At 71.0% G+C, this 21,570-nt stretch carries 16 protein-coding genes; 14 read left to right on the top strand and 2 right to left on the bottom strand.

Annotated features, from left to right (window positions below):
* Positions 1-64: 64 nt before the first annotated feature.
* A complete protein-coding gene (locus tag OG285_RS01335) occupies positions 65-2,362 on the bottom strand; it encodes a LuxR C-terminal-related transcriptional regulator (protein WP_371789880.1) in 2,298 nt (765 codons plus the stop codon).
* A gap of 855 nt (positions 2,363-3,217) precedes the next feature.
* On the opposite strand from OG285_RS01335, the gene OG285_RS01330 reads away from it, so the two are divergent.
* The 14 genes from OG285_RS01330 to OG285_RS01265 all read left to right on the top strand — a co-directional run bounded on the left by OG285_RS01330 (position 3,218) and on the right by OG285_RS01265 (position 19,887).
* Positions 3,218-3,424, top strand: coding sequence for an MbtH family protein (locus OG285_RS01330; RefSeq protein ID WP_371789879.1), 207 nt, complete (start codon positions 3,218-3,220; stop codon positions 3,422-3,424).
* A gap of 336 nt (positions 3,425-3,760) precedes the next feature.
* Positions 3,761-6,193 carry a LuxR C-terminal-related transcriptional regulator gene (locus OG285_RS01325; protein ID WP_371789878.1) on the top strand — a complete coding sequence of 811 codons (2,433 nt, stop codon included), beginning with the start codon at positions 3,761-3,763 and terminating at the stop codon, positions 6,191-6,193.
* A 143-nt stretch (positions 6,194-6,336) separates the two neighbouring features.
* Complete coding sequence (dpgA, locus tag OG285_RS01320; RefSeq protein WP_371789877.1) at positions 6,337-7,476, top strand: 3,5-dihydroxyphenylacetyl-CoA synthase DpgA; 1,140 nt, start codon at positions 6,337-6,339, stop codon at positions 7,474-7,476.
* Between the two features lie 52 nt (positions 7,477-7,528).
* Positions 7,529-8,215 (top strand): enoyl-CoA-hydratase DpgB, encoded by a 687-nt coding sequence (gene dpgB, locus OG285_RS01315; RefSeq protein ID WP_371789876.1) that lies wholly within the window; start codon positions 7,529-7,531, stop codon positions 8,213-8,215.
* On the top strand, positions 8,212-9,534 hold the full coding sequence (dpgC, locus tag OG285_RS01310) for a (3,5-dihydroxyphenyl)acetyl-CoA 1,2-dioxygenase DpgC (protein ID WP_371789875.1): 1,323 nt from the start codon (positions 8,212-8,214) through the stop codon (positions 9,532-9,534). Before dpgB ends, dpgC begins: the two co-directional genes overlap by 4 nt.
* 360 nt (positions 9,535-9,894) lie before the next feature.
* The gene (locus OG285_RS01305; RefSeq protein WP_356836416.1) at positions 9,895-11,142 is read left to right on the top strand and encodes an enoyl-CoA hydratase/isomerase family protein; all 1,248 of its coding nucleotides are present in this window, start codon (positions 9,895-9,897) and stop codon (positions 11,140-11,142) included.
* 229 nt (positions 11,143-11,371) lie between these two features.
* A complete protein-coding gene (pdhA, locus tag OG285_RS01300; protein ID WP_371789874.1) occupies positions 11,372-12,544 on the top strand; it encodes a pyruvate dehydrogenase (acetyl-transferring) E1 component subunit alpha in 1,173 nt (390 codons plus the stop codon).
* A gap of 47 nt (positions 12,545-12,591) precedes the next feature.
* The gene (locus tag OG285_RS01295; protein ID WP_356836467.1) at positions 12,592-13,566 is read left to right on the top strand and encodes an alpha-ketoacid dehydrogenase subunit beta; all 975 of its coding nucleotides are present in this window, start codon (positions 12,592-12,594) and stop codon (positions 13,564-13,566) included.
* A complete protein-coding gene (locus OG285_RS01290; protein ID WP_371789873.1) occupies positions 13,566-15,008 on the top strand; it encodes a dihydrolipoamide acetyltransferase family protein in 1,443 nt (480 codons plus the stop codon). The genes OG285_RS01295 and OG285_RS01290 overlap by 1 nt, the downstream gene beginning before the upstream one ends.
* A gap of 100 nt (positions 15,009-15,108) precedes the next feature.
* Entirely contained in the window at positions 15,109-16,476 is a 1,368-nt protein-coding gene (locus OG285_RS01285) for a PLP-dependent aminotransferase family protein (RefSeq protein ID WP_371789872.1), read from the top strand.
* 140 nt (positions 16,477-16,616) lie between these two features.
* Entirely contained in the window at positions 16,617-16,874 is a 258-nt protein-coding gene (locus tag OG285_RS01280) for a hypothetical protein (RefSeq protein WP_356836412.1), read from the top strand.
* An 80-nt stretch (positions 16,875-16,954) separates the two neighbouring features.
* Positions 16,955-18,331 (top strand): class I adenylate-forming enzyme family protein, encoded by a 1,377-nt coding sequence (locus OG285_RS01275; RefSeq protein ID WP_371789871.1) that lies wholly within the window; start codon positions 16,955-16,957, stop codon positions 18,329-18,331.
* Between the two features lie 81 nt (positions 18,332-18,412).
* Entirely contained in the window at positions 18,413-18,652 is a 240-nt protein-coding gene (locus OG285_RS01270) for an acyl carrier protein (RefSeq protein WP_356836408.1), read from the top strand.
* Positions 18,652-19,887: a beta-ketoacyl synthase gene (locus tag OG285_RS01265; protein WP_371789870.1), complete on the top strand. Its 1,236-nt coding sequence runs from the start codon at positions 18,652-18,654 to the stop codon at positions 19,885-19,887. The genes OG285_RS01270 and OG285_RS01265 overlap by 1 nt, the downstream gene beginning before the upstream one ends.
* A 102-nt stretch (positions 19,888-19,989) precedes the next feature.
* Here the strand turns inward: OG285_RS01265 and OG285_RS01260 are convergent, their stop codons facing one another.
* Positions 19,990-21,207, bottom strand: coding sequence for an aminotransferase class V-fold PLP-dependent enzyme (locus OG285_RS01260; protein WP_371789869.1), 1,218 nt, complete (start codon positions 21,205-21,207; stop codon positions 19,990-19,992).
* Positions 21,208-21,570 lie beyond the last annotated feature (363 nt).

Raw genomic sequence — 21,570 nt, 5'->3', positions numbered from 1 at the left:
GCCCTGCGGATACGTGTGGCGACCTCAGTGCGCGAGCCCGCTCGGCCGTGCTGGCGGTCAACCACTATTCCTGCTGGGTCTGGGCGGCCCAGGCGGCGATGTGGGAACGCGAGCGCAGGCCGAGCGTGCCGCGAATGTTGCGGACGTGCGTTTCCACCGTGCGCACCGACACGTGGATCCTCGAAGCGATCTGACGATTCGTCAGGCCCTTTATCAGCAAGGCGGCAACGGCCCACTGGCGTGGGCTCAACGGGCCGTGACGGGCCTCGTCCCGCGTCGGCGCCGATGGCTGTCCGTCGCCCAGCGCGTACGCCACCACATCGTCCGAGCGGAGCGAACGGCCCCAGGCCAGCTCGCGGTCCGCCCGGGTGGCCAGGCCGTTCATCCCGGCGGTCCTGGCCGCCTCGACCCGGTGACGCCACCAAGGATGGGACCGCAGCCCGCAGGTGACCGACTCGCCCATTTGCTCGGCAGCCGAGATCAGGTGGAGTCCGCGGTCGAACTGGAGGCGCCGGACGGCCACGACGGCCAGCCCTTCGATCAGCCCGGCCGCCTGGCCGGGGCCCTCCCTCACCGACCGCAGGGGTTCGGCGAAGTATCTCTCCGCCGCCGAGAGGTCGTCACGCTCGACGGCGAGGGCCCCCGCCACATTTATGACGTCGCACTGCCATTCCGGCGGGACGGTGTGCACAGCGGGAAGCGCCCTGTCGATCAGCTGGGCTGCCGAAGCGAGATCCCCGCAGGTCAGCTCGTGCCGTGCGAGATGACCCACGCATACCGCGAAGGTCAGCCCGTCGTCCAGGTGTTCGCTGACACGGGCGCTCGCCGTGAGGTCTTCGAGGGCTCCGGAACGGTCGCCGTAATGTTCCTTCAAGAGGCTGAGCCGGAGCAGAAGACGACCCAGCAGGGGGCTCGGTGCGGTCGCGCGTTCCCGGTCGACCGCCTCCTGGAGGACGCGTAGCGCCTCGATGTGCGCACCACGCCGCACGGCCAGCATCGCCGCTCCCTCCAGAGCGATGGCCCTGTAGCGCGACTCGGGGTTCGCGGCGCGCAAGGCACTGTGGACGAGGCGCGCCGCGTCCGTACCGGCCTCTGGGCTCGTGTCCAGGGTGACCAGCCCGCCCACCAGCAGCAGTCGGCGTTCGTCATCGTCGGCGGCCGGCCTTTCGAGGGCGTGTCGCAGGTTGGTGAGTTCGGCCCCTGCTGTGCGCCACGTGTCAAGGGGGGCGATCCCTGTCCGCCACAGCGGACTCACCAGAGCCGTCAGCCACCGTGTGAGCCCCTCGTACGCCTGCTCCTCCTCATGCAGATCGAGGAGTTTCTGGTGGGCGTAACCGCGGACCGGCTCCAGCATGCGGAACCTGCCGGCCCTCGCCTCCTCTCGGCCCCGGCTGGTGGGGAACTGGATGACGGACTTGGATTCGAGCGCCGTCAACAGCTCGGGCACCAGCGACGCCGGGACCTCGTCCGTGAGCACGGCGGCCGCGGCATCCACTCCGAAGCCGCCCGGGAAGACGGAGAGCCGCCGGAACAGCAGCTGCTCCATGGGCTTGAGCAGGTCGTAGCTCCAGGTGAGCGCCGCCCGCCAGCTCCGGTGACGGGCGGACGCCGTCCGCCACCCACCGACCAGCAGGGATAGCGGGTCATCCAGACGTTTCCGCAGCTCGGCCACCGAGAACGTCCGGATCAGCTGTGCGGCGAGTTCGATGGGGAGAGGGAGGCCGCCCAGCCGCTCGCAGACGGCCCCGGTGTCCGCGGCGTTCTCCTGCGTGAGCTCGAAGTCCGGCACTACGGCGCGCGCCCGGTCGGCGAACAGCCGGACCGCGTCCGATCGCAGGTATTCGGTGGCCGAGGACCTGCCGTCCGGGCCGGGCAGCGGCAGCCCGTTCACCGGATACACGGTCTCGCCCGGTATCCGCAGTGCCTCGCGGCTGGTGGCGAGGATCTGAAGCCCGGGGTACCGGGCGAGCAGCCGGCCCACGAGGAGTCCACACTCGCCGATCACGTGCTCACAGTTGTCGATCACCAGAAGCCAGCCGGCCAGCTTGGCACCCGCCCCCCTCGCCTCCGCCAACAGGACGCCGGTGTCGATATGGCTGTCCAGCGCCGCGGAGACGCGACTTGCCACGGACTCCTGTTCGCCACACGTCCCGAGTTCGACCACCATGATCGTCTGGCGCCCGCCCCGTTGTTCCTTCCTGGCCACTTCCAGGGCCAGCCTCGTCTTCCCCGCGCCCGCGGTCCCCGTCAGCGTGAGCAGGCGGGTGCCCCGAAGCAGTCTGCTCGCCTCCACCATCTCGTCCACACGGCCGACGAAGCTGCTCAGCGGGGTCAGTAGATCGCCGGAAGTCTCCGTGGCCAAAATCTCGCTTTTTATGCGTCGTCGATAGGCGCGCTGCCGACATGCATTCGAGCAGTATCGGGCAGATGAGGCTTCAGTTTTCAATCCTTTTTCCAGGGGAGAGCCGCATGAATTACAGGAATGCGACGTGGAATTCGGATGGGCCATGAAAAAAACTCCACGACACTAAAGGGGGAAGTCTCACGCGGTGAGCCTGGGGGATCTCAGGAGCGGTGAGAAGCGGTCAGCTGTTTTGATCTTAGGGACCGTCGCCTGGGGTTTCAAGGGCTTCGTTTTTCGTAATATTATGACAACACTCCCGGTCGTCCTGAGGTTGGGCAGGTGCCGCGCCCCAGGGATTCTGTCCGCGCCCGGGGTCGACTGCGCAGCCGTGGGGCTGGTTTCGGTCACTCAGAAAGATAGTGGCTGATAAAGTCCGGCGCGAGTCGGCGCGGATTTGACAAATTCGAGTGACTTGAACTGTCCTTCTGTCGATGGGAGCCAGGAAATGGTATGGAGAAATTGACCCCTTCCTGTGGCCGGTGGATTTCGTGGGGCATTGTGTGCGCGGCGGATGGACGGACAGGACAAGGGGCACGGGAGAGTGATTCCTGGGTGGTGAGTACGTTCGGTGGGTGGGCTCCGTTGGGTGGCGGTCTCCGTTGAGGAGGCGCCGGATCCGTGCGGGGGTGTCTGATCCTGTGGCGTTCCCTGCGACGCCGGAGGCATGGCCTTCCGGGGCGGGTACACCGCCGGCGAAGGCGATCCCTGACGCGTACGTCAGGGGCCGGGCGCACGGGCCCCGGCAGGGCGAACCGGCGTAACTGCGGTCATCGCCGATACCCGAAGCGTTCGGTGTCTGGAACCTTCGGGGGCATGAACCCCTTTGATGATCCAGACGGTGAGTTCCTGGTACTGGTCAACGACGAGGGACAGCATTCCCTCTGGCCTGCTTCCTTCGACGAGCCCGACGGCTGGCGCGTGGGCCACCCCCGGGGCAGCCGTTCCGGTGCCCTCGCGTACATCGAGGAGAACTGGACGGACACGCGGCCCAAGAGCCTGGTCGAGGCGATGGACGGCTGAGCTCCGGCACCGGTCACGCGATCGCCCCCTCGGCCGGGCGTCGGTCTCGGGAGCTGTCCCGGTCGAGGACCGTCGCGCCGTGCGGCACCCGATGGCACGCGTGCTCTGGTGAGACCGCGGGCAACGCTGCCGGTCCGCCGGACACCTGCCGGACCTCGTTTCCGCCACGCCTCCTTCTCGTATGCCTCCTGGACCCCTCTTTCCGTACGTCTCCGACGGCCCGTTCCACTTCGGACGCTGGGGACCTTCCGGCTCCCGAACCGGCCGAGCCCCAACAGCCCCCGAACAGAGGGAGATTCCGCCACACCTCCCGAACGCAGAGCAGGAGACCACCCCGTGCCGTCCGACCCGCTGTGCGAGACATGCGGAAACCGGCTCGCCGGACCGGCGGCGCGGACCGTGTCGTCGCGTCCGTCCCGCTACTGCTCCAACGCCTGCCGACAGCAGGCGTACCGGCGGCGCAGAAAAACGCGAGCCCTGCCGGCGCAGCCCCTGGTCGGCCTGTGCGCGCATGTGAGCAGCTTTCACGGCCGCGAGGACGATCTGCTCACCGCGGCCCGGCTCATTTCGTCCAGCAGGTTGCTGACGATCGTGGGGGAGCCGGGCGTCGGCAAGACCAGGCTGGTGGTCGAACTCCTGAAGCGGCTGTCCCGGCGGAAGGACACCGCCCCGGCGTTCCACGTCGACATCGGGGCGCTGGATGCGGACGCGGCGGTTGCGGCGGGGATCGCCACCGCCGCGGGTCTGGCCGACGCCTCCTCGCCACCGGTCGACTCGGTGATCAGAGCCTTCGGCACCGAGCAAGATGTGCTGTTGGCGCTGGACAACTGTGAGCACCGGCTGGAGGAGTGCGGAAAGCTGCTCGCCGTGCTGCTCCCGCAGTGCCCCCGGCTACGGGTGCTCGCCACCAGCCGGGAAGTGCTGCGCCTGCCCGGGGAGGTCGTGCACTCGTTGCGCGGCCTGCCGGTCCTGGCCGGTCTCGACGGTGCGGCACTGCGCCTATTCCTCGACCGGGCCCGCGCGGCCGGGCCCGGGGCCGAGTACACCGGCCCGGATCTGGACACCGTCGATGAAATCTGCGCACGCCTGGACGGCAACGCGCTGGCGATCGAGCTGGCGGCGGCGCTTGTCCGCGTGCTGTCACCATCCGAGATCCTCGACAGGCTGGCCGAACGCTTCTCCCTGCTCGACTCCGGCTGGCGCACCGCCGACCCGCGCCATCGGAGCCTCGGTGCCGCCATCGACTGGAGCTACCAGCGGCTCACTCCCGGGGAACGCGCAGTGCTGGGCCGGATCTCCGTGTTACCGGGAGGCTTCGGACTCGGCACCGCCGCCGCGGTCTGCGCGGGCCTGACACCCGTCCACGGAACGTCGCCGGGGGCGGCCTTCGCCGTACTGCCGGTCCTGCGTGCCCTGGAAGCCCAGTCCCTGCTGGTCGCGGAACGGGGCGCGGCGAGCACCGCCCGGTTTCGGCTCACGGAGTCCGTGCGACTTTTCGCCCGCGCGCGGCCGGCCGGCGAGCGGGCGCGCCGGGCGGCCGAGGGGGGCCTGGTCGCCGCCCTGGCCGAACTGGCGGACCCGCTCGGGAACGCCATCGTCGTGGCGGGTCCTGACGTGGCCCGGCTGGTCGAGGAACGCGACAGTCTGCTGAGGGCTCTGCACCTGCTGGACGGTACCGCCGACGAGCGGAGGCTGGTGCTCGCCCTCGCGGTGCTCACCGTGGAGGACGCCGACGGCGCGGAACTGGGTGGGCGCCGCGCGCTCGCCGATGCCCTGCGGGACACCCCCGCAGGTTCCCGGCACCGGGGCGCCGCCCTGGCCACGGCCGCGCACCTCGCGAGCGAGCAGGGGGACGCCTGCGGGGCCGCCCGCCTCGCCCGCGCGACCGCACTGACCGCATGGCGGGACGGCGACGAGCGAGGTCTCGCCCGGTACCTGCGCGTGCGCGGCACGGTCGGCGCGTACGCGGGCGACCTGCCTGCGGCTGTCGCCGACGCCGCGTGCGCGTTGCGCATCAGCGCGCGTCTGGAGGACGAGGCGGCACGGCTGTGCTGTACATCGGAGCTCGGCTGGTACCTCCTGGGTCAGGGCGACGTCGAGGCCGCCGCAGACGCGGTCAGGATCGCCGGTACCGGAACGGCGCGCGGCATGCTCGGGCAGGCTCCCCACGTTCCCGCGCTGTTCTACACCGCGGGCGCCGTGGAGCTGCGGCGAGGCAACGTGAACACCGCCGGGCGCCACTTCACCGAGGGCCTCGCGCTGGGCGGTGCCGGCCGGGCGGGCGTGCCCTGGGGGCTCGAAGGGGCGGCGGCGGTCGCGGTCGGGGTCCATCGCCCCGAGCGCACCCTGCGGCTGCTCGGGGCGGCCGACGGGCTGCGGGAGCGTACGGGCAGCCTGGCGCCCCCCTGGTGGCGGCGTGCGGTCGCCGAAACCCGTACCGAGGGCGAGAGGTACCTGTCTGGGTCGCGGGCGGACTCCGCGCTCCGGGCCGGCCGGTCGATGTCGGGCCGACAAGCCGTCGACTACGCCCTGGGCGAGAGCCCTTCAGCCCCGAACGAGCCGCGGAAAGAGATGAGTTCGAGGGAACGGCAGGTGGTCGGTCTTGTCGCGCGGGGGATGACGAACCGGGAGATCGCCGAACGGCTGAGTCTGTCCGTCCGGACGGTCGAGACGCACACCCGGCACATTCGCGAGCGGTTCGGACTGCGCTCGCGGGCGCACCTCGCCGCCTGGTCCGCAGGGGCCGGGCAGGGAAAGCGGGTTACGTAACTGTGCGGACTCCGCCGATGACGCCCGCGGATCACCCGGCGCACGCTGACGGAGTGCGCCGAGTCCCGGAGACCGGTTGGACGCCCCGTGGTTCCACGTCCGCGCGGCTCTTGCGCCGGCCCCGACTGGAGGTTGATCAGCCCATGAACACGCTGCTTGCCGCGACCGCCGAAACGGGGGCCGACCGTGCACCCCGACCGGGCGGCACCCCGCCTCCCCGCCGTGCCCGGCCGGCCCTTCTCGGAGTGGGAACCGCGGTCCCCGCCCGTTCCTACACGCAGGAGGAAGTCCTCGACTTCTTCGGGATCACCGATGAACGCGTCCGCTCGGTGTTCGCCAACAGCGCGATCGACCGCCGCTGCCTCACTCTCCCGTCCCGTGACCAGCTGGGGCGCCCCCACATCGAGACCCAGGGCGAACTGCTGCGCAAACACGCCGCCCAGGGGATCGCCATGGGCGCCGACGCGCTGCGCTGCTGCCTGACGGCCGCGGGGCTGTCGCTGGACGACGTCGGCTATCTGTGCTGCGTGTCGAGCACGGGCCTGCTGACGCCGGGACTCAGCGCCCTGCTGATGAAGGATCTTGGGCTCGCCGTCGACACCAGCAGGCTCGACGTCGTGGGCATGGGGTGCAACGCCGGCCTCAACGCCTTGAACGCGGTGGCTGGTTGGAGCACCGCGAACCCCGGCCGGGCGGCCGTCATGGTGTGCGTCGAGGTCTGCTCCGCCGCCTATGTCTTCGACGGCACGATGCGTACGTCCGTCGTCAACAGCCTCTTCGGCGACGGCGCGGCGGCCGTCGCGCTCACCACGGGCCCGGCGGACGACACGGGCCCCCGGCAGGGCCCCGACCTCCTCAAGTTCACCAGCCACCTCATTCCCGAGGCGTGTCCGGCCATGCGTTACGACTGGGACGACACGGCGGGGAAGTTCAGCTTCTTCCTCGACCGTGACGTGCCCTACGTCGTCGGGGCGAACGCCGAGACCGCGATCGACCGGCTTCTCACCGGCACCGGTCTGCGGCGCAGCGACCTCGCGCACTGGGTGGTGCACTCAGGAGGCAAGAAGGTCATCGACTCCGTGCGGGTCAACCTCGGCCTGTCCCGTCACGACCTGCGCCACACGGCCGGTGTCCTGCGGGATTTCGGCAACGTGTCCAGCGGGTCCTTCCTCTTCTCGTACGACCGCCTGGTGCGCGAGGGCGTGACCCGGCCCGGCGATCACGGCGTGCTCATGACGATGGGCCCCGGTTCGACCATCGAGACCGCACTCGTCCGCTTCTGAACCGGCGCCCGCGACAGCGCCCGGTACCTACCCCGCAGGAGGAGTTCGCAGTATGCACGCCACCATTTCGCAGACGGTCGTGGAAGCCGACATCGACGTGTCCCGCCCGCTGACGCCCGGCCTCGTGGCAGAGATCACCGACGCCTGCGACCGGGTGGAGGACACCGGGGGCGGCCGTGTCCTCGTGGTGCGGCTGACCGGGTCGAAGGCCGCGCCCGCCGCATGGCCCGGCCCGGCGCAGGTACACCTGGTCGGCAAGTGGGAGAACGCGCTGAGGAGACTGGAGCGGCTCGACGCACTGACCGTCGGGATCGGCGTGGGCCGGTGCAACCAGGCCTGCCTGGAAGTCCTGTTGACCACCGATCACCGCATCGCGGGACCCGGTATGGCGCTGGACGCGGGTACGCGGACCGACGGCATGTGGCCGGGGACCGCCCTGTACCGCCTCGTGCAGCAGGTGGGCCTCGCGACGGCCCGCCGGCTCGTACTGTTTCCGGGCGAGACCGACGTACCGGCCCTGCGCGTCGCCGGAGTGCTCGACGAGGTGACCCAGGACGCCGGCGCCGCGCTGGCCGCCGTCCTGAAGCGGGCCGCCGACTCCGCCGGGTCCGAGGCGGCCCTGCGCCGCCGACTCCTGCTCGACGCCGGAACGGTCTCCTTCGAGGAGGCGCTGGGAACCCATCTGGCAGCCTGCGACCGGGCCCTGCGCCGCACCGACCTGACGGGAGACGGCAAGTGACCTCGTCAACAACCGCCGAGGGCGGACAGCCCCCGGCCACTCCACCGCCCCTCACCGGTCTGTTCGACACCGACCGTGAGCTCGTCACCGCCCGTCTGCGGAGCGCGGCCGAACAGCTGGCCGCGATGCCCTCGCCTAGGCGAAGGAGCCCGGCGGACAACACCCGGGCGCAGCGCACCCACGACGCGGCACGTCAGGTGCGGACCGACTTCCTGGACCTGCACGCCGAGCGGGTGTACGACACGCTGACCGCCGGCCGGACGGCACACCTCCGCCTGGCGGAACTGGCCCGTACGGCCGGCCGGGAATTTCCCGGCCTCGCACCGTCCGCGCGGCAGATGGCCGACGAGGCAGGACGTATCCAGTCCGAGAAGGAGGGGTGGGAGATCGACCAGGGAATCCTCTTCCGCGCCCTGCTGCGCGCTCCCGGCCCGGGCGCCCACCTCATGGAGTCGATGCTGCGCCCGACCCCGCGTGCGCTGGAGCTGCTGCCCGGTTTCCGGGAGACCGGCGAGGTGATCCTCAAGGCGGCGCGGCTCGAACGCCGCCGCAGCGCGGGCTTCGTGACCATCACCAACGACCACTGCCTCAACGCGGAGGACAACCAGCACGTCGTCGACCTGGAGACCCTGGTCGACCTCGTCCTGCTCGATCCGCAGGTGCGCGTCGGCGTCCTCAGGGGCGGCTTCATGACCCATCCCCGGTACGCGGGCCGACGCGTCTTCAGCGCAGGCATCAACCTCAAGGAGCTCCGCGCGGGCAACATCTCCTTCGTGGATTTCCTGCTCGGTCGCGAGCTGGGCTACATCAGCAAGCTGATGCGCGGACTCGTGCGGACGGACGCGCCCTGGCCGGGCACGGCGGTGCAGAAGCCCTGGCTCGGCGTGGTGGACGGGTTCGCCATCGGGGGCGGGGCCCAGATCCTGCTCGCCTGCGACCGGGTGCTGGCGGCGAGCGACGCCTACTTCAGCCTCCCCGCCGCTCAGGAGGGCATCGTGCCGGGCGTGGCCAACCTGCGGCTGACCCGGTTCCTCGGCGCCCGTCAGGCACGCCGGGTCGTCCTGTGGGGCCGCAGGATCGACGCGGGCGAGCCGGGGGCGAGCCTGGTCTTCGACGAGGTCGCAGCCCCGGACGCACTCGACGCCGCGGTCGCCGAGTCGGTGGCGGTGCTGGCCGGCCCGGCCGTGGTGGCCAACCGGGCCATGCTGAATCTGGCGGACGAACCAGCCGGGGAATTCCGTGCCTACCTGGCCGAATTCGCCCTGCAACAGGCGCTAAGGGCCTACAGCCCCGACGTCCTCGCCACACTGCACCGGTGACCGGTTCGCCGCGCCCGGGGACACCGCGTCCCCGAGCCGTGCCCGGCCTCGCCTCTCCAGGAATCCCACGCGCGCGTAACGGCGGTGATCGCGGATGGTCCGGGGTGTACGACCGGACGGAGAGTGGGACGTATGGAACTTTCGGATTCGGACGCCACGTCTGTGCGGGTGTCACAGGCGGTCAAGCCGTCCACATCCTGGCTCTCGGCCGGAGGGGACACCCCAGCCCCGCGCGGGGCGGAGCGTTCCGCCCAGGCGGACGGCAGCGTCGCCGACGGCCATGAACTCCCCACACTGAGTGGTGTGTTCGGAGCGGATCGGCAGCGAGTGTCCCGTTGTCTCACGGAGCTTGTGAGGGCGGTGGACGCGCTGCCGCCGAAGGCGAAGCGGTCGCAGGGCCCGGGACGGCGCGCCGAGGCCCTGCACGAGCGGGCCCGTCTGCTGCGCCGGAGATTCCTGGGCCGCCATGCCGAGCGGCTCTACGAGGATCTGACCGAGGGATTCACCCGGTCGTTGCGCGTGGAGGAGATCGCCGTTCTCGCCGCCGAGCGCTGTCCGGGGCTCGTGCCGGGCCCCGAGCGCCTGGCGGCGGAGGCACGGTTGCCGCAGTGGGAGAAGGAGGGGTGGGAGATCGACCAGGGTCTCCTCTTCCACGCCCTGTTCGGCTCGGCTGTCGCTGGGCCGCACCTGTTGCGTTCGATGCTGCGGCCGACACGGCGGTCACTGGCGGCGCTGCCCGCGTTCCGTGCCACCGGCCGTGCGGACCTGGGGGCCGTCTCGGTGACCCGGAGGGAGGGGATCGCCCAGGTGGAGGTGCGCAATGACGCGTACCTGAACGCGGAGGACGACGCCCTCGTCGAAGCTCTGGAGACGGCGACGGACCTGGTGCTGCTGGACGAGGGCAGCCGGGTGGGCGTCCTGCGGGGAGGGGTGATGTCGCACCCCGCCTACCGGGGCCGGCGGGTGTTCAGCGCGGGCATCAACCTGACCCACCTGTTCCAGGGAAAGATCTCCCTCGTGGGCTTCATGCTGCGGCGCGAAGTCGGCTACCTGGCGAAGTTCGTCCACGGGCTGCACCGCGGGGAGGACGGACCGGAAGGGCTGCCTTCGCGGGTGGTCAAGCCGTGGGTGGGGGCGGTGGATTCGTTCGCGATCGGCGGCGGCACGCAGATTCTGCTGGCGCTCGACCGGGTGGTGACCGCCGAGGACGCGTGGTTCAGCCTGCCCGCGATGGACGAGGGGCTGGTGCCCGGGGCCGCCAATCTGCGGCTGGTCCATGCGATGGGCAGCCGGCCGAGCAGGCAGATGATCTTCTGGGGCCGACGGCTGCGGGCCGGGGATCCGGAGACGTCTGCGCTGTGCGACCAGGTGGTGCCGGCGCGGGAGCTGGACGCGGCGGTGGAGCGGGCGGCGGCGCACCTGGACAACCCGGCGGTCGCGGCGAACAAACGGATGCTGGCGATCGGTGAGGAGCCGGTGGACGTCTTCCGCCAGTACATGGCCGCGTACGCGATCGAGCAGGCCGTCCGCATGTACAGCCCCGACCTCATCGCCAATCTGGAACGAACCTGGATCAACCGGTCGCGCCGAGACCCGGCCGGAGCCTGAGGTACGCCGGGGTGGGGATCGACGCCGACGCTGCCAACCGCCGCACTTCCTGCGGTGTGCGTACCGCCCGCACCGCAGGCTGCGGTCAGCTGCGGTGTGTCGCGCCCGGGCCGGCCTGACACCGTCGCCGGCCGACGGCCCGCGGTCGCGGGCACCGGCGCATCCGGTCCCACTGGTTCCTCTCTCGCATCGTGCTCCGTTAACCAGTCAGCGCAGAGGAGGCGCACGCGTGAAGAACAGCAGGGCCCCGTCGCGCATCGGTCCCGCCCCGGCCGGCCGGCCCGTACCGCCCTACCGGCGGGGAAGTCCCGCCGCAGCGACGCTGCTCCCTGAGGAGCGGCCGTTTCGCGTGTTCGGTACTCCGGCCGAGGCCGCCGCCGATCCCGTGTTGTTGCTGCGGCTCTACGGCGGGCTGGTACGGGGCCGCAGATTCAACACGCAGGCCACGGCGCTTGCGCGGCAGGGCCGGCTGGCGGTGTATCCGTCGAGCACCGGTCAGGAGGCGTGCGAGGTGGCGGCTGCGGCCGTCCTGGCCGAGCGGGACTGGCTGTTCCCCAGCTACCGCGATTCGCTGGCCGTGGTCGCCCGTGGTGTGGACCCGGTGGAGGCCCTGACCTTGCTGCGCGGTGACCGGCACACGGGTTACGACCCGTACCGGCACCGTGTCGCGCCGTTGTCCACGCCGCTCGCGACGCAGTTGCCACATGCTGTGGGTCTCGCGCACGCTGCCCGCCTCAAGGGCGACGACGTGGTGGCGCTCGCCCTCGTCGGTGACGGCGGCACGAGCGAGGGCGATTTCCACGAGGCCATGAACTTCGCGGCCGTGTGGCGGGCGCCCGTGGTCTTCCTCGTCCAGAACAACGGTTTCGCGATCTCCGTGCCGCTGGCGAAGCAGAGCGTGGCTCCGACGCTGGCGCACAAGGCCGTCGGGTACGGCATGCCGGGCCGGCTGGTCGACGGCAATGACGTGGCGGCTGTCCACACGGTCCTCGCCGGGGCGGTGGAGCGGGCGCGGAGCGGCGGGGGACCGACGCTCGTCGAGGCCGTCACGTACCGCGTGGAGGCGCATACGAACGCGGATGACGCGACGCGGTACCGCGAGGACGACGAGGTGGCCGCATGGCGCGCGTACGACCCGGTGAACCTGCTGGAGGGCGCGCTGCGGGACCGGGGCCTGCTGGACGACGAGGCGGCGGCTCGTGTCGCGGGAGAGGCGGAGGAGATGGCGGCGCGCCTGCGGGAGCGGATGAGCGCGGATCCGGTGCCGGACCCGATGGAGCTCTTCGGGCACGTGTACGCGGAACGTACGGGCCAGTTGGAGGAGCAGGCACGGGGCCTGCGGGCGGAACTGGACGCGTCGGCGGACGCGGCCGCGGCGCCGGGACGGGGTGACGCCCGGTGACCACGGTCGCGGCGCTGCCGGCCGCGCGGGCGGAGAAGCCGGCCACGATGGCACAGGCGTTGCAGCGCGCCCTGCGCGACGCGATGGCCGAGGACCCCTCGGTCCATGTGCTGGGGGAGGACGTCGGCACGCTCGGCGGCGTCTTCCGCATCACGGACGGCCTGGCGAAGGAGTTCGGCGACGACCGGTGCACGGACACCCCGCTCGCGGAGGCCGGCATCCTCGGCGCAGCGGTCGGCATGGCCATGTACGGCCTGCGGCCGGTGGTCGAGATGCAGTTCGACGCCTTTGCGTACCCGTCGTTCGAGCAGCTGGTGAGCCACGTGGCCAAGATGCGCAACCGTACGGGCGGTGCGATGCGGATGCCGCTGACCGTACGCATCCCCTACGGCGGCGGGATCGGCGGCGTCGAGCACCACAGCGACTCGTCGGAGGCCTACTACATGGCCACGCCGGGACTGCACGTCGTCACCCCGGCGACCGTGGAGGATGCCTACGGGCTGCTGCGGGCTGCGATCGCCTCGGACGACCCGGTGGTGTTCCTGGAACCGAAGCGGCTCTACTGGTCGAAGGCGCGGTGGTCGCCGGAGACACCGGCGGTCGTGGGGCCGATCGGCAGGGCGCTGGTGCGGCGTTCTGGTTCCAGCGCCACGCTGATCACGTACGGGCCGAGCGTGCCGGTGTGTCTGGAGGCGGCGGAGGCGGCGCGCGACGAGGGCTGGGACCTGGAGGTGGTGGACCTCAGGTCGCTGGTGCCCTTCGACGACGAGACGGTGGTGCGGTCGGTGAAGCGCACGGGGCGTGCGGTGGTGGTGCACGAGGCGGCGGGTTTCGGTGGGCCTGGAGGGGAGATCGCGGCGCGGGTGAGCGAGCGGTGCTTCCACCACCTGGAGGCGCCGGTGCTGCGGGTGGCGGGGTTCGATATTCCGTATCCACCGCCGATGCTGGAGCGGCACCATCTTCCCGGGGTGGACCGGGTACTGGACGCGGTCGCGCGGCTTCAGTGGGAGGCGGAGAGCTGATGGCCCAGGTGCTCGAGTTCAGGCTGCCCGATCTTGGCGAGGGGCTGACCGGGGCGGAGATCGTGGGCTGGCTGGTGGCGGTCGGAGATGTCGTCGTGGTGGATCAGCCGGTGGTGGAGGTGGAGACGGCGAAGGCGCGGGTGGAGGTGCCCTGTCCGTATGGCGGGGTGGTGACGGCGCGCTTCGGTGAGGAGGGCAGTGAACTGCCGGTCGGGGCGCCGCTGATGACGGTCGCGGTCGGTGGCGACGGCACGGCGCCGGTGTCCGGCACGATGCCGCCGGAGGAAACGGCGTTCGGCTCGTCAGGCCCGTCCGGTCCGTCCGGTCCTTCAACCGGGGCGGGTGGGAGTGATACCTCGGGCAATGTGCTGGTCGGTTACGGCACGGGGGCGCCCGCCGCACGCCGCCGCCGGGTGGCCCCCGACGGCTTGCAGGCCCACGGCGCCCCACTGGACGGCGCTCTCGGAGACGGCGCTTCCGGGGACGGTGTTCTCGTTGAGGGCGCTCTCGTTGAGGGCGTGGGCGCACGGAGCTTGGCCGATGCGACCGCGCCGGTGCCAGTGGTGTCGCCGTTGGTGCGGCGGCTGGCGAGGCGGCACGGTCTCGATCTGCGGCAGCTGGCCGGGTCGGGACGCCGGGGGCTGATCCTGCGGACGGACGTGGAGCGGGCGATCGGGCAGGTGACGCAGAAGGCCCCGGACACGCAGCCCGCCGCGCGGGTGCCGGATGCCCCCACCGCGGCGGCTGCGGAGGAGGGGGAGCGGGTGCCGCTCAAGGGTATGCGGGGTGCGGTCGCGGAGAAGATGGCCCGCAGCCGCCGGGAGATTCCCGAGGCGACCTGCTGGGTGGACGCGGACGCGACGGAGCTGATGGCGGCCCGCGCCGTGATGAACGCGGCGGGTGGCTCGAAGATCTCCGTACTCGCGCTGCTCGCCCGCCTCTGCACGGCGGCGCTCGGCCGGTTCCCCGAGCTGAACGCCACGGTGGACGCCGGAGCCCGGGAGATCGTGCGGCTGCCCGCCGTGCACCTCGGCTTCGCCGCACAGACCGGCCGGGGCCTGGTCGTGCCGGTCGTGCGCGACGCGCACACCCGCTCCGCCGAATCGCTGACGCAGGAGTTCGCGCGCCTCACCGACCGGGCCGGGCAGGGGGCGCTGACGCCCGCCGAGGTGACCGGCGGCACGTTCACACTCAACAACTACGGCGTCTTCGGCATCGACGGTTCCACCCCGATCATCAACCACCCCGAGGCCGCCATGCTCGGCGTCGGCCGGATCGTGCCCAAACCATGGGTGCACCACGGCGAACTGGCGGTACGCCAGGTCGTCCAGCTGTCCCTGACGTTCGACCACCGGGTCTGCGACGGCGGCGTCGCCGGCGGCTTCCTGCGCTACGTGGCCGACTGCGTCGAGCAGCCGGCGATACTGCTGCGCACCCTCTGATACGCACTGTCGGTGTGCGCCGGGTCCCGCCCCACCTGCTCCCCACCAGTCCGGGAGGCCTGCCCGGACCCCGCCGCTCCTGCCGGCAGGTGACGTAACGGTGGAGATCACCGATAGCCGCGCCCCGCAGGCCGGCCGCAGAGTGGGCGGCATGGAGTTGTCGGATCTGAACGCGGCGGTGGGTGACCCGTTGATGGACTCGGTCACCTTCCTGAACGAGGTGGCCGACCGCTACCCGGACGCGGTGTCCTTCGCCGCGGGCCGCCCTTCGGAAGAGTTCTTCCGCATCGGTGATCTCGACCGCTATCTGCGGCGGTACTGCGCGTTCCTGGCATCGGAACGGGACTGCGACGACAAGCAGATCGTCCGCACCCTGTTCCAGTACGGGCGTACCAAGGGCATCGTGCACGACCTGGTCGCACGCCACCTGGCGGTCGACGAGGGCATCGCGGTCGACCCGGAGTCCATCGTCGTCACCGTCGGTGCCCAGGAGGCGATGCTGCTGGTCCTGCGCGCGCTGCGCCGGGACGGGCGGGACGTGGCGCTCGCCGTGTCACCGACCTACGCGGGTTTTACCGGCGCCGCGAGGCTGGTCGGCATGCCGGTGGTGCCGGTGGCCTCGGGAGACCGTGGGATCGACATCGACGACCTGCAGGAGCGACTGCGCGCGACGCGCCGCGAAGGGCTGCGGCCCCGCTGCCTGTACCTGGTACCGGATTTCTCCAATCCCACCGGGATCTGTCTCGACATCACGACCCGGCGCCGGCTCATCGAGGTGGCGGCGCGGGAGGACCTGCTGCTCCTGGAGGACAACCCCTACGGCCACTTCACGGGGCGCGGCGACCGGCTGCCCACGCTCAAGGCGCTCGACGAGGGGGCTCGCGTCGTCTACCTCGGATCGTTCGCGAAGACGGCGTCGCCCGGCGTGCGGGTCGGCTTCGCCGTGGCCGACCAGCGGGTGACCGTGCGGGGGCGGACCACCGGGTACCTGGCCGACGAACTGGCGAAGATCAAAAGTATGGTGACCGTCAACACCTCGCCGATCAGCCAGGCACTCGTCGCGGGGCAGCTCCTGGAGCACGACTTCAGCCTCTTCGAGGCCAACGCGGAGGTCAGAGCGTCCTACCGGCGCAACGTGGACCTCGTGTGTGACGGCTTGCGGAACCGCTTCCCGGCCGGCCAGGGCGCAGAAGTCCGCTGGAACGTGCCGACCGGCGGATTCTTCGTCGTGCTCTCCGTGCCGTTCCGCGCCGACGACGAGATGCTCGAACGCTCCGCGCGCGTACACCGGGTGCTGTGGACCCCGATGGCGCACTTCTACGCGGAGAGCGGCGCGGGCGACCACCAACTGCGCCTTTCGTGCAGCCTGCTGACACCCGCGGAGATCGGGACCGGACTCGACAGGCTGGCGGACCTGGTCGCGGAGCAGACGCGGCGCGAGGTCATCCGGGCCGGACCGAGGGCCTGAGCCCAGGGCCGCCACCGGGCCGTGACAGGCAACCGGAGCCGCGCGGCGGCCGGTGCGTACAACAGCGAGCAGTACCCACGACCGACGTCCCATGACCCCCACAGGCACGCCTCCGTGCTGTGGCGAGAGGAATCCCTACCGTGATCAGGAAGAGCGACCTTCAGAGGATCGTGACGGAAGCCCTGTCCATGCAGGCCTCCGGAGAGGTGGGCTACGAAACCCCCCTGGCCCTGGACTCCTTCTCGCTCGTCCTCCTCCAGCACCTCCTGGAGGAACGCCACGGCATCGAACTCGACCCGGAGCAGGCCGTTCTTGAGGGATTCGCCTCGGTCAGGGACATTCACCTCTATCTGGCCGAGAACTTCCCGGCCGACATGGAGGCGCCCACGGCCGCGTGAACGAGGAAGCGCTCGTCGTGCACGCCGGAAACGGTCCGGCACGAACCGGTCGGCAATCCGAAGTCGAGGAGGAGTGAGCGATGGCCACCCGAGCATGGTGGGGCGAGGAACTTCTGGACCGGGAGCCCGCGGACGCCCCGCTGGCCAGACTCCGTGGGCGTCTCACCCGCGACGGACTACGTTCCGGGGCAGGGGAGTTGGCGGACCTCTTCCGCAGCGAGGGCATCGGTTTGGGGGCATCCGTCGCCGTGTACGTGCCGCCCGGGTTCACCCTGATGCAGACCCTGGTCGGCCTGTGGTCCGTCGGCGCGCAGACGATCCTGATCGACGCGCGCACCCCACCTGCCGAGCGGGAGCGTCTCGTCGCGCTGTGCGAGCCACAGTTCCTGGTCGCCGCGGTGGCCCCGGAGAGCGGCGGTACGGGGCTCGTGGAGGAGAGCCCTCTCGTGGTCTCCACCCGGCCCGGTGGCCGTCCCGCGGACAAGGACATCTGCCTGGTGCAGTTCAGTTCCGGGTCCACGGGTGTGCCCAAGGTCATCGGGCGCACCGGCAGGTCACTGCGGGACGAACTCGTGCGCTACGCGTCCCTGGACGGCATGCCCGGCCGGGGGGAACGCATCCTCCTGCTGAACTCGCTCGTGCACACGGTAGGGCTCATCGGAGGGTTCCTGTACGCGCTCAGCTCCGGCGCGGAACTGGTGCTGCCGGCCAGCACCCGCATCGGCGCGGTTCTGGAGACCGGCCGGGAGGCTGATGTGCACGCCGTCTTCGGAATCCCGTTCCACTTCGACCTGTTGTCGCGTGCCTCGGGCCGGCCCCTGCCGTCGCTGCGGGTCACCATGTCGGCCGGTGAACCGCTCCCCGAGGCCGCCTACGACCGCTTCCTGAAGAGATACGGAGTGCCCGTCGGGCAGATCTACGGGATGACGGAGACGGGCATGGTGACCGGTGACCTGACCGGGTCCAAGAGCCGTGCACCGTGGGTCGGTTACCCGGCCGGCGACACGGTGGAACTCAAATCCGTGGAGTCGGAACTCTACATCCGGGTCGACCGCTCGCCGTACCTGCACGGCGACGCCGACCGCTACACGGACGGCTGGCTGCGGACCTACGACCGGTGCGCGCTGGACGAGTCGACGGGAGCGCTCGCGATCCTCGGGCGCCTCGACTCCGTCGCCACGGTGGGGGGTATGAAGGTCGATCTGGCCGAGATCGAAGGGGTGTTGCGGGGGCATCCGGCGATTCAGGAGGCGGTCGTCGTCCACAGCGGTGCGATCGAGGCGTACGTCGGCGGCGAAGGGCTTCCGCCGTCCGGCGAACTGATCCGCTGGTGTCAGCGGAACCTGAGCCCTTTCAAGGTTCCGAAGGTCATCTTCAGGACGGCGGCTCTGCCCCGCAACAGGAGCGGGAAGATCCTCCGGAACAGGGACCTGCTCAGGTCCCACCCGTGGGAATGATCCGCAATCGGTACGGGACAGGTACGGGGCACGGTCGGAGCGGGCCCCGGGCAACGCGCCTCACACGTCAGGAGCGACGGCATGAATGCCACTGAAGAGCGGATGGCCGCGGTGCTGTCCACCAGGTTCAAGGTCGAGCGGGGAGCGATCCGCCCGGAATCGGCTTTCGGGGCGCTCAGATTCGACTCCCTGACCCTCATCGAGCTGGGACTCGCCCTGGAGGACGAGTTCGGGGTCGCCATCGAGGACGGCGAGTTGACCGTCTCGATGACCCTGCACGACGCCGCCGAGCTCGTCGAGACACGGGAGGCCACACTCTGATGGCCGGGCAGAAGACGTCTTTCGGGGCGGCGATCACCGGGCTCGGCCTGGTGACCCCGGCCGGCATCGGGATCAAGGAGAACTGGGACCGCGTCACATCGGGCCTCTCGTGTGCGACGGCGGACGAGACGCTGCGAGAGCTCCCGATCCGTGTCACCTGCCGTGTACCGGGTTTTGACGCCGAAGCCCTCCTCGGGGGCTTCTCCGCGTGGGGATTCGACCGGTTCGCGCAGTTGGCGATCGTCGCCTCGCGCCAGGCCCTGGCGGACGCGGGCTGGGACCCGGCGCGGTGGGACGGCACCCGTGTGGGGGTCGTGCTCGGCAACTCACTCGGCGGGATGGAGTCCCTGGAACGCCAGCACACCACGCTGCTCGAGCGGGGCCCCCGCAAGGTCTCCCCGCTCACGATCCCTATGTTCATGGTGAACATGGTCGCCGGGCACGTCGCGATCGACATCGGGGCGAAGGGGCCCAGCGAGGTCAGTGCCGCCGCGTGCGCCGCGGGCGGCACGGCGCTGGGTACCGCACGCGAGCTCCTCCGGTCGGGCGCCTGCGACGTGGTCGTCGCCGGCGGCACCGAGTCCGCGCTGACACCCCTTGTCGTCGCTGCGCTCAGCAAGATGGGCGCGCTGTCCGGGCGTACGGACGAACCCGGCCGGGCCTCCAGGCCCTTCGACGCGGGCCGGGACGGATTCGTGGCCGCCGAGGGCGCGGGCGTGCTGGTCCTCGAGCGGACCGCGGACGCCAGGGCCCGCGGCGCCAGGGTCCACGCCGTGCTGCGCGGATACGGCAGCGCATCGGACGCCCACCACCCCACCGCGCCGGATCCGGGCGGCCACGGCATCGAGCGGGCGCTGCGAGTCGCTCTGGCGGACGCCGGACTCGGGCCGTCGGACGTCGACCACGTCAACGCCCATGGAACGGCCACGGTGCTCAACGACGTAGCCGAGGGCCGGATGTTGCGCCGCGTGCTGGGCGACCGGCCCCTCGTGACATCCACCAAGGGAGTCATCGGTCATACGCTGGGTGCGTGCGGCGCGATCGAAGCCGCCTACACCGCGCTCGCCGTCGAACACCACAGCGTGCCGCCCACCGCCAACCTCACGCGGCTCGACCCGGAAGTCGAGATCGACGTGGTGAGCGGCGCGCCGCGCAGCGCCCCGATCGACGTCGCCGTCAGTACTTCGATGGGGTTCGGCGGCCACAACGCGGCGCTCGTCCTGACAGCTTCCTGACCCTGCCCGCCCCGGTGGGTGCGTCGCCCGGTGCGTGCCCCGCGGGGGCGCCGTGTGATCACGGCGCGGACATCGCACGCCCGCGCCCCTGTTCTTCTGTCGTCAGGAGCGTGTGAAGTGACCCACCACGTCGAGGAGCAGGCCGACGTCGGCCGGCGAGTTGAACCAGTGGCAGGAGACCCTGATGCCGCCGACCCCGGCCGTGTACCGCACGCTCACCGCGACACCGGCCCCGCCGAGGTAGTTCATCAGGGCGGTGTCCGCCGTGCTCGTGCCCAGGGTGAATGTGACGATGCCGGAGCGGTGCCGCCGACGGCGCGGTGTGACGACGACGAGCCCCAGGCGGTCCAGCCCGGCGAGCAGGTGGTCGGTGAGCGCGAAGATGTGGTCGGCCATCACGGGAGGCCCGACTTCGATCACCAGGTCGAGGGCGGAGGCCAGCGCGATGCCTCCGGGGTAGTTCGAGGTGCCGCCGATCTCCCAGGCCCGCGCGTCGCCGGTGTACGTGAAGTCCTGGAAAGGACTGATGTCGGGACGCAGGAAGGCCATGCCCCAGGTGTCGGCGGGCGGCTCGGCCGCGAAGAAGCCGGACATCGGGCGGTGCAGTCGCTCACGGATCTCGGGTGCCAGATAGAGGAACCCCGTACCGAAGGGGGAGTTGAGCCACTTGTGTCCGCTGCACACCAGGATGTCCACGGGTGTCGCAGACACGTCGAACGGGAGGGCACCGATGTGCTGGGCGGCATCGACCACGAGCCAGATTCCACGGCTGCGGCACAGCTCGGACACGGCGGCGAGGTCCGCGCGGAATCCGTTCGTCCACTGCACGGAACTCAGCGCGAGAACCGCCACGTCATCGTCGAGACAGGCCCGCAGGACGTCGACCGAGACCTCTCCCGCGGTGTGCGGGACCCTGCGGATGCCGATGCCGCTCCGCGCCAACTGCGACCAGGTGACGCCCATCTGGATGTATTCGAGGTCGGCGAGGGCGACGGTGTCCCCGGGCTTGAGCGGTAACGCCTGGGCGGCGATCGACAGACCGTGGGTGGCGCTCTCGACGAGTGCGATGTCCTGCGGCTGTGCGCCGATGAGGCGTGCCGCGCGGGGACGGGCCGCGTCCCGCGCCGTATTCAGCTCGCCGTGGTGGGCCGTGCCCGAATCCGCCGGAATCCACTGTGTCCGCTCGGTGAAATGGGTGACGGCATCCACGGTGCGTTGCGAAGCCACACCGATGCAAGCGGCATCCAGATAGGTGCGTTCCCTCGTCAACGGGAACTCCGTTGAGGCCATCTTCGACAGTTCATCCTGGATGGCCGTCATGTGCTGGTGCCTTTCTGTGAACCGTCCTGGTCCGCGGAGTCCGGCGTTCTCCTTACGTCAGCGCCGTGACGTACGCGGGTCGGCCGGCGATCGGCGCGCCACCTGGACCAAGAATCCAGAAAACCGCCGGTCGGAGCATCCGTGGTGTCCACAGTTACGACCCCGCCGAGCCGGAATTCCACATCCACCGGCCGGCGCACCGCGCGGATCGGCCTCACGTGACCGGCACGCCGCCTTGCCCCGGGGACGCAGCGTCATAGGTCCGCAGCCCCAGGATTTCCGGGCGGCGGACCGGACGGCCCCCGGCGGTCACCGCATCACGGCCGTAACGGCGGCGAACGCTGATATCGCCCGAGCGGCGCG

This window comes from Streptomyces sp. NBC_01471, assembly GCF_041438865.1.
Classification (GTDB): domain Bacteria; phylum Actinomycetota; class Actinomycetes; order Streptomycetales; family Streptomycetaceae; genus Streptomyces.
Note: the sequence above shows the minus strand (reverse complement) of the source record. Positions and strands in the feature narration are given on the sequence as shown.

What these genes read in the sequence shown, in the direction of transcription:
- dpgA (WP_371789877.1), top strand. Translation starts at nt 6,337, where the DNA reads ATGAACACGCTGCTTGCCGCGACCGCCGAAACGGGGGCCGACCGTGCA.
- OG285_RS01290 (WP_371789873.1), top strand. Translation starts at nt 13,566, where the DNA reads ATGGCCCAGGTGCTCGAGTTCAGGCTGCCCGATCTTGGCGAGGGGCTG.
- OG285_RS01275 (WP_371789871.1), top strand. Translation starts at nt 16,955, where the DNA reads ATGGCCACCCGAGCATGGTGGGGCGAGGAACTTCTGGACCGGGAGCCC.
- OG285_RS01260 (WP_371789869.1), bottom strand. Translation starts at nt 21,207, where the DNA reads ATGACGGCCATCCAGGATGAACTGTCGAAGATGGCCTCAACGGAGTTC.
- dpgB (WP_371789876.1), top strand. Translation starts at nt 7,529, where the DNA reads ATGCACGCCACCATTTCGCAGACGGTCGTGGAAGCCGACATCGACGTG.
- OG285_RS01330 (WP_371789879.1), top strand. Translation starts at nt 3,218, where the DNA reads ATGAACCCCTTTGATGATCCAGACGGTGAGTTCCTGGTACTGGTCAAC.
- OG285_RS01295 (WP_356836467.1), top strand. Translation starts at nt 12,592, where the DNA reads ATGGCACAGGCGTTGCAGCGCGCCCTGCGCGACGCGATGGCCGAGGAC.
- OG285_RS01270 (WP_356836408.1), top strand. Translation starts at nt 18,413, where the DNA reads ATGAATGCCACTGAAGAGCGGATGGCCGCGGTGCTGTCCACCAGGTTC.
- OG285_RS01265 (WP_371789870.1), top strand. Translation starts at nt 18,652, where the DNA reads ATGGCCGGGCAGAAGACGTCTTTCGGGGCGGCGATCACCGGGCTCGGC.